We start from the raw sequence: 9,014 nt of genomic DNA on the forward strand, positions 1-9,014 counted from the left end.
CCCACGCTGGCGTTTGGATTGACGGAGGTACACCGTGATGGTTCGCAGGTAACGGAGTCCCATCGGATGCTGACACCGGAGCTGAATGACTGCCTGCGCAGTCAGGCCCGGCGTTTTGGGGTCAGTCTGGCGGCCCTGTGTCATCTGGCCTGGGCACAGGTATTATCGCGTACCAGTGGTCAGGAAAAAGTGGTGTTCGGTACCGTCCTGTTTGGGCGGATGCAGGCGGGAGAAGGAACCGAGAGTAGCACAGGGTTATTTATCAACACGTTACCATTGCGACTGGATATCGATGATACCCCGGTGCAGGAGCGGGTGCGGGAAACACATCACCGGTTAGCGGGATTGTTGACGCATGAACATGCTTCACTGGCGTTGGCCCAGCGTTGCAGTGGAGTCGCCAGTGGAACGCCGTTGTTTAATGCCTTGCTGAACTACCGGCATAATGCCCCGTTGGCGGCTTCAGATGAGCCCCTGAAGGGTATTGAATTTCTGGGCGCACAAGAGCGGACTAACTATCCGATTGTTTTGTCGGTGGAGGATTTTGGGGATACACTCGGTCTGACGGCTCAGGTAGTACAACCCTTTGAGTCAGCACGGCTATGCGACTATATGCAGCAGGCGCTGGAAAGTCTGGCGGAAGCGCTGGAACATACGCCGGACAGGCCGGTTCGGGCATTGGAAATTCTGCCGGAAGCAGAGCGGACCTTATTGTTAAAAACCTGGAATGCGACAGAAACCGTCTATCCAGACCAGTTATGTATTCACCAGTTGTTTGAACAACAAGTGGAGAGAACGCCTGATGCCACAGCACTCATATATGAAGAGCAGACACTCAGCTATGCCGAACTGAATACCCGGGCTAACCGACTGGCTCGTCAGTTAATCGAACAGGGGATTAGTCCCGGCAATCATGTTGCGTTCCTGTTAGCGCGTTCGATAGAACTGGTGGTGGCTCAATTAGCGGTTCTCAAAGCCGGGGCGGTTTACGTGCCGGTTGATCCCGATGTGCCGGATGAGCGAAAAAACTGGCTAATAAGTGATTGTTCCGCCAAATTATTGCTCACCGATACACAGGCGGATATTCCGGCTAACCTAGCTGTGCCGCTGCTTCGTCTCTCGGATGAGACAGACACGGGCCGTGAAGAAGATCGCATCAATCCTGACTTACCGCGTTCTAGCACTGAGTTAGCGTATATCATGTACACCTCCGGTTCTACCGGGACACCCAAAGGGGTTTTGGTACCGCATCGCGCGGTAGTCCGGCTGGTTATCAATAATGGCTATGCTGAAATCGGACCGGATGATCGGGTAGCTTTTGCCGCTAATCCGGCATTTGATGCCAGCACATTTGAAGTCTGGGCACCGTTGCTTAATGGTGGCGCATTAGTGGTTGTTGATCACGCCACTTTGCTAACGCCGCAGGCGTTTGTACAGGCTTTACAGATTCAGAGAATGACGGTTCTGTGGTTGAGTGTCGGGTTGTTTAACCAGCTGGCAGCGAAACTGCCTCCGGTTTTGCCGCAGATAAAACTGCTGATTGTCGGCGGAGATACTCTTGATCCGCATGTCATCGGCCAGGTACTGAACACCAGTCCGCCACAACAGTTATTAAATGGTTATGGGCCGAGTGAAGGCACCACTTTTACCACAACGTACCGTATCGAGGCATTAGCACCGGGAGCAACCAACATCCCGATTGGCCGGCCAATCGCCAATACGCGGGTTTATTTGTTAGATGCTGAGCGGCAGCCAGTACCGCTGGGGGTGACCGGTGAGATTTATGTGGGTGGAGATGGGGTGGCCTGTGGTTATCTTAATCGGTCTGAATTGACCGCCGAGCATTTCCTTACCGATCCGTTCAGTGATAACCCGGATGCTCGCCTGTACCGCACCGGGGATTTTGCTCGCTATCTGCCGGATGGTAGTCTGGTGTTTATTGGCCGTAATGACCGGCAAGTTAAAATTCGGGGCTTCCGGATAGAACCGGGGGAAATTGAAGCCCGGTTAACAGAATTCCCTGCGGTGCGGGAGGCAGCTGTGCTGGCGTTAGGTGATGATTATGACAAGCGTCTGGTTGCCTATGTGGTGGCAGAAGCGGATGATGAATTGGTCAATAATCTGCGAATTCACCTGAATACCCGATTGCCTGATTATATGGTGCCAGCGGCGTTTGTCCGTTTAGATGCCTTCCCGTTGACACCCAACGGCAAGCTAGATCGTAAGGTTTTGCCGGTACCGGGCGAAGAAGCCTTTGTACACCAGATTTACGAAGCCCCACAAGGAGAAATTGAAATTGCCCTGGCGGCTATCTGGCATGAGTTATTGGGGATTGAGCAGATTAGCCGACATGATAATTTCTTTGCGCTAGGTGGGCATTCGTTGCTAGCGGTACGGATGATGAACCGGATAGCGACTTTAGGCGTTGAATTACCGCTGAGTACGTTATTTGAATCGCCTTCCTTGATTGCTTTTGCTGAGGTGATGCGTGCCCAACTTAATAAACAGGGAAGTGTACGGCCGGCTATCATGCCGATATCTCGTGGGGGGGAATTGCCGCTGTCATTTGCGCAACAGCGTTTGTGGTTCTTATCACAACTTGACGGCGTGAGTAAAACCTATCATATTCCGATGGCACTGCGTTTGCGGGGACAACTTAATATTAGTGTATTGCAACAAGCACTTGATACGCTGTTTTCCCGCCATGAAGCGTTACGCTCCATATTTGTTTCCGTTGATGATCAACCACAGGTGAGATTGTTGACATCAGATAATGGAGTACCTTTGGTTCAACATGATCTACGTGGGATATCTGATGCTGAAGTGATACTTGAACGCTTGAGTACGGAGGAGATCTACACGCCGTTTGCTCTTAGTGAAGGCCCACTTATCCGTGCCTGTCTTATCCAACTCACGGATAATGAATATCAGTTTCTGCTCACCCAGCATCACATTGTTTCAGACGGCTGGTCTGTAAGTGTATTAATGCGTGAGTTGAGTGTTCTCTATATCGCTTTTCTAGCGGAACAACCGAATCCGTTGCTACCATTAACAATTCAATATCCTGATTATGCTGCATGGCAGCGCCAGTGGTTTACAGTTAAGCGCTTACAAGCTCAATCTGACTATTGGAGAATGATGTTGGCTGATGCGCCGGTTCTATTGGATTTGCCTACTGATAAGCCTCGACCTCCTCAGCAGTCGTTTGTAGGAAATGTGTTACCGATTGCTCTGGATAAAGAATTAACGGAATCTCTCAAACGCTTGAGTAAGCAGCATGGGGTAACGTTATTTATGGTCTTACTGTCGGCTTGGACCACAGTTCTGTCACGTTTGTCAGGTCAGGATGATCTAGTTATCGGTACGCCAAGCGCGGGTCGCGGTCGACAAGAAGTGGAATCTCTAATCGGGTTTTTCGTTAATACATTAGCTTTACGCATTGACTTATCAAATGAATTGAATGTGACTGAATTGCTCGCGCACGTAAGGCAAACGACGTTGACGGCTCAGGAAAATCAGGACCTGCCATTTGAACAGGTAGTGGAAATCGTGCAACCGCCGCGCCGGCTAGCACATACTCCGCTGTTCCAGGCCATGTTTGCCTGGCAGAACAATGAACATACGGAATGGAAACTGCCGGGATTAACCGTTATTCCGGCTGTTCCATCTTTTAACACCGTTAAGTTTGATCTCGAATTGGAACTGTTTGAGGAGGAGGGCAAAATTGTTGGTTATCTCGGTTATTCAACCGCCCTGTTTAATCAACCAACAATTAAACGACATATCGGCTACTTGCACACGGTGCTGCAAGTGATGGCGGCTAATCCCCAACAGCGGGTCAGGGAAATTGATATCCTGGCACCGGCAGAGCGCAGGTTATTGCTGGAAACCTGGAACGCAACAAAAACCGCGTACCCTGATTCATTGTGTATTCATCAGTTGTTTGAGCAACTGGTGGAGAGAATGCCTGATGCCACAGCACTCATATATAAAGAGCAGACACTCAGCTATGCCGAACTGAATACCCGGGCTAACCGGCTGGCTCGTCAGTTAATCGAACAGGGGGTTCGTCCCGGCGATCAGGTTGCGCTCCTGTTAGCGCGTTCGATAGAACTGGTGGTGGCTCAATTGGCGGTGCTTAAAGCCGGGGCGGTTTACGTGCCGGTTGATCCCGATGTGCCGGATGAGCGGAAAAACTGGCTGATAAGCGATTGTGCCGCCCGGTTGTTGCTCACTGATACACGGACGGAGATCCCGGCTGATCTGGCTGTGCCGCTGTTTCGTCTTCCGGATGAGAAAAATATGAACAGCGAGCAAGATAGTATTAACCCTGACTTGCCGCGTTCCAGCACTGAGTTAGCGTATATCATGTACACCTCCGGTTCCACCGGGACACCGAAAGGGATCCTGGTGCCACACCGCGCCGTGGTCCGGCTGGTCGTCAATAATGGCTACGCGGAAATCGGACCGGATGACCGGGTCGCCTTTACGGCAAATCCGGCTTTCGATGCCGGCACGTTTGAAGTCTGGGCACCGTTGCTTAACGGTGGGACGCTGGTGGTTATCGATCACACTACGTTATTGACGCCGCCGGAGTTAGTCCGGGCTTTACAAACCCACCGAATCACGGTGCTGTCGCTGGTTGTCGGGTTATTTAACCAACTGGCGGAGGAACTATCCCCGGCTCTGCCGCAGATAAAACTGCTGATTGTCGGGGGCGATGCCCTTGATCCGCATGTCATCAGTCAGGTACTGAATACTCATCCGCCCCAGCGATTATTGCAGGCTTATGGCCCGAGTGAAGGCACCACCTTTACCACAACGTACCGTATTGATGCATTAGCACCGGGAGCAACCCACATCCCGATTGGCCGGCCAATCGCCAATACGCGGGTTTATTTGTTAGATGCTGAGCGGCAGCCAGTACCGCTGGGGGTGACCGGCGAGATTTATATTGGCGGAGACGGGGTCGCCTGTGGTTATCTGAACCGGCCTGAGCTGACGGCGGAACGTTTCCTGGTCGATCCGTTCAGTGATGCCCCGGATGCACAGATGTACCGTACCGGGGATTTGGCCCGTTACCTGCCGGACGGTAATCTGGAATTCCTGGGCCGTAACGACCAGCAGGTTAAGATCCGCGGTTTCCGCATTGAACCGGGGGAAATTGAAGCCCGGCTGATGGACTGCCCGGCGGTGCGTGAGGCCGCGGTATTAGCCCTGGGGGATGGGCCGGACAAACGGCTGGTGGCCTATGTGGCGGCAGAAGCGGAGGACGGGCTGGTGAACAGTCTGCGCGTGCGCCTGAGCACGCTTTTGCCGGATTATATGGTGCCGGCGGCTTTTGTGCGTCTGGAGGCGTTTCCATTAACCCCGAACGGTAAGCTGGATCGCCGGGCATTGCCGGCGCCTGATGAGGCCGCCTTTGCCCGTCAGGCTTATGAAGCCCCGCAAGGGGAGACAGAAGCGGCCCTGGCGGCCATTTGGCGAGAGTTGCTGAGCATTGAACACATTAGCCGGCACGACAATTTCTTTACCCTGGGCGGTCATTCCCTGCTGGCAGTACGGATGATGAACCGAATAACTGCTTTAGGTATTGAACTGCCGTTAACTGTGTTGTTTGAATTTCCCTCTTTAGTTGCTCTTGCTGAGGCAATAAAGATTCGGCTTGGTGAACAGAACAATAGGCTGCCTGCTATCCAGCCAATATCCCGCAAAGATAAGTTGCCTTTGTCATTCGCTCAGCAACGTCTGTGGTTCCTAGCCCAGCTTGAAGACGTCAGTAAGACCTACCATATTCCGATGGCCCTACGTTTATGTGGTCAGCTTGATATTATTGCCTGGCAGCAGGCACTAGATGTTTTGTTTGCCCGCCACGAAGCGTTACGCTCTACATTTGTGATGGTAGACGGCCAGCCACAGGTTGTACTGTTACCAGCTAATTCGGGAATGCCGATAAAGCGATACGATCTGCGTACCGCGTCCGATATGGATGAACAATGTCAGCGTTTATGTACACAGGAGATTGAAGCACCGTTTGATCTTGCCCAAGGTCCGTTAATCCGTGCTGCTTTGATACAAAGGGCTGACGAGGATTATATTTTCTTACTGACTCAGCATCATATTGTATCAGATGGTTGGTCTGTTGGCGTGTTAATGCGAGAATTGAACGCACTCTATACGACTTTTTTGATGGGACAACCTGTTCCATTACCGCCACTGGTGGTTCAGTATCCTGATTATGCGGCTTGGCAACGTCAGTGGTTTTCGATTGAGCGTCTACAATCTCAATCTGACTATTGGCGTAGCATGTTGGCTGATGCTCCCATTCTGCTGGATTTGCCCACTGACAGGCCACGCTGGCCTGAACAGTCATTTGCTGGAAATTTTGTGCCTATCAAACTGGACACAGAATTAACCACTGCGCTTAAACAATTGAGTGAACATCATGGTGTTACGTTATTTATGGTCTTGCTGTCAGCATGGAGCGTCGTATTATCGCGCCTGTCAGCTCAGGAGGATATCGTTATTGGTACCCCGAGTGCAGGAAGAAATCGCCAGGAAATAGAATCCTTAATCGGATTCTTTGTCAATACACTAGCCTTACGTATTGATTTATCAGGGGCACTCAATGTAGCGGAATTACTAGAGCGTGTACGGGAAATCGCGTTGATGGCACAGGTGCATCAAGACCTGCCATTTGAACAGGTAGTGGAAATCGTGCAACCGCCGCGCCGGCTAGCACATACTCCGCTGTTCCAAGTCATGTTTGCCTGGCAGAACGATGAGCATACGGAATGGAAGCTGCCGGGATTAACCGTCACTCCGGCTGATCAATCTTTTAACTCCGTTAAGTTTGATCTCGAATTGGAACTGTTTGAGGAGGAGGGCAAAATTGTTGGTTATCTCGGTTATTCAACCGCCCTGTTTAATCAACCAACAATTAAACGACATATCGGCTACTTGCACACGGTGCTGCAAGTGATGGCAGCTAATCCCCAACAGCGGGTCAGGGAAATTGATATCTTGGTACCGGCAGAGCGCAAGTTATTGCTGGAAACCTGGAACGCAACAAAAACCGCGTACCCTGACTCATTGTGTATTCATCAGTTGTTTGAGCAACAGGTGGAAAAAACGCCAAAGGCGCTGGCATTAATCGCGGGAGATAAGTCCCTTAGCTATAGGGAACTGAATACTCGGGCTAACCGGCTGGCTCGTCAGTTAATCGAACAGGGGATTCGTCCCGGCGATCAGGTTGCGCTCCTGTTAGCGCGTTCGATAGAACTGGTGGTAGCCCAATTGGCGGTGCTTAAAGCCGGGGCGGTTTACGTGCCGGTTGATCCCGATGTGCCGGATGAGCGGAAAAACTGGCTGATAAGCGATTGTGCCGCCCGGTTGTTGCTCACTGATACACGGACGGAGATCCCGGCTGATCTGGCTGCGCCGCTGTTTCGTCTTCCGGATGAGAAAAATACGAACAGCAAGCAAGATGGTATTAACCCTGACTTGCCGCGTTCCAGCACTGAGTTAGCGTATATCATGTACACCTCCGGTTCCACCGGGACACCGAAAGGGATCCTGGTGCCACACCGCGCCGTGGTCCGGCTGGTCGTCAATAATGGCTACGCGGAAATCGAACCGGATGACCGGGTCGCCTTTACGGCAAATCCGGCTTTCGATGCCGGCACGTTTGAAGTCTGGGCACCGTTGCTTAACGGTGGGACGCTGGTGGTTATCGATCACACTACGTTATTGACGCCGCCGGAGTTAGTCCGGGCTTTACAAACCCACCGAATCACGGTGCTGTCGCTGGTTGTCGGGTTATTTAACCAACTGGCGGAGGAATTATCCCCGGCTCTGCCGCAGATAAAACTGCTGATTGTCGGGGGCGATGCCCTTGATCCGCATGTCATCAATCAGGTACTGAATACTCATCCGCCCCAGCGATTATTGCAGGCTTATGGCCCTAGTGAAGGCACCACCTTTACCACAACGTACCGTATCGAGGCATTAGCCCCGGGAGCAACCCACATCCCGATTGGCCGGCCAATCGCCAATACGCGGGTTTATCTGTTAGATGCTGAGCGGCAGCCAGTACCGCAGGGGGTGACCGGCGAGATTTATATTGGCGGAGACGGAGTCGCCTGTGGTTATCTGAACCGGCCTGAGCTGACGGCGGAGCGTTTCCTGGTCGATCCGTTCAGTGATACCCCGGATGCACAGATGTACCGCACCGGGGATTTGGCCCGTTACCTGCCGGACGGTAATCTGGAATTCCTGGGCCGTAACGACCAGCAGGTTAAAATCCGCGGTTTCCGCATTGAACCGGGGGAAATTGAAGCCCGGCTGATGGACTGCCCGGCGGTGCGTGAGGCCGCGGTATTAGCCCTGGGGGATGGGCCGGACAAACGGCTGGTGGCCTATGTGGCGGCGGAAGCGGAGGACGGACTGGTGGACAGTCTGCGTACGCGCCTGAGCGCTCTCTTGCCGGATTATATGGTGCCGGCGGCGTTTGTGCGTCTGGAGGCGTTTCCATTAACCCCGAACGGTAAGCTGGATCGCCGGGCATTGCCGGTACCGGATGAGGCCGCCTTTGCCCGTCAGGCTTATGAAGCCCCGCAGGGGGAGACAGAAGCGGCCCTGGCGGTCATTTGGCGAGAGTTGCTGGGCATTGAACACATTAGCCGGCACGACAATTTCTTTACCCTGGGCGGTCATTCCCTGCTGGCAGTACGGATGATGGAACGCCTGCGCCATCTGGGACTGACGCTGGCGGTACGCAACCTGTTTCAGGCACCGGTGCTATCAGACCTGGCGCAAACACTGGGGCAGCACCGGGCGGTGGTGGTGCCGCCCAACCTTATCACCCCCACAATAACCGCGCTGTCTCCAACGATGCTGCCGTTGGTTAACTTAACCCAGTCTGACATTGACTTCATTATCAGACAAGTCCCGGGCGGACTCGCTAATATTCAGGATATCTATGCCTTATCACCGTTACAGGACGGCATTTTATT

1 protein-coding gene is annotated in these 9,014 nt (G+C 52.7%); it reads left to right on the top strand.

Annotated elements, in window-relative coordinates; translation table 11 throughout:
• Positions 1-9,014: non-ribosomal peptide synthetase (locus OO184_RS23870; protein ID WP_265381306.1), on the top strand; the 9,014-nt coding region annotated here is incomplete at both ends.

The sequence above is a fragment of the Photorhabdus aballayi genome (genome assembly GCF_026153155.1).
In the GTDB taxonomy this organism is placed as follows: Bacteria; Pseudomonadota; Gammaproteobacteria; order Enterobacterales; family Enterobacteriaceae; genus Photorhabdus; species Photorhabdus luminescens.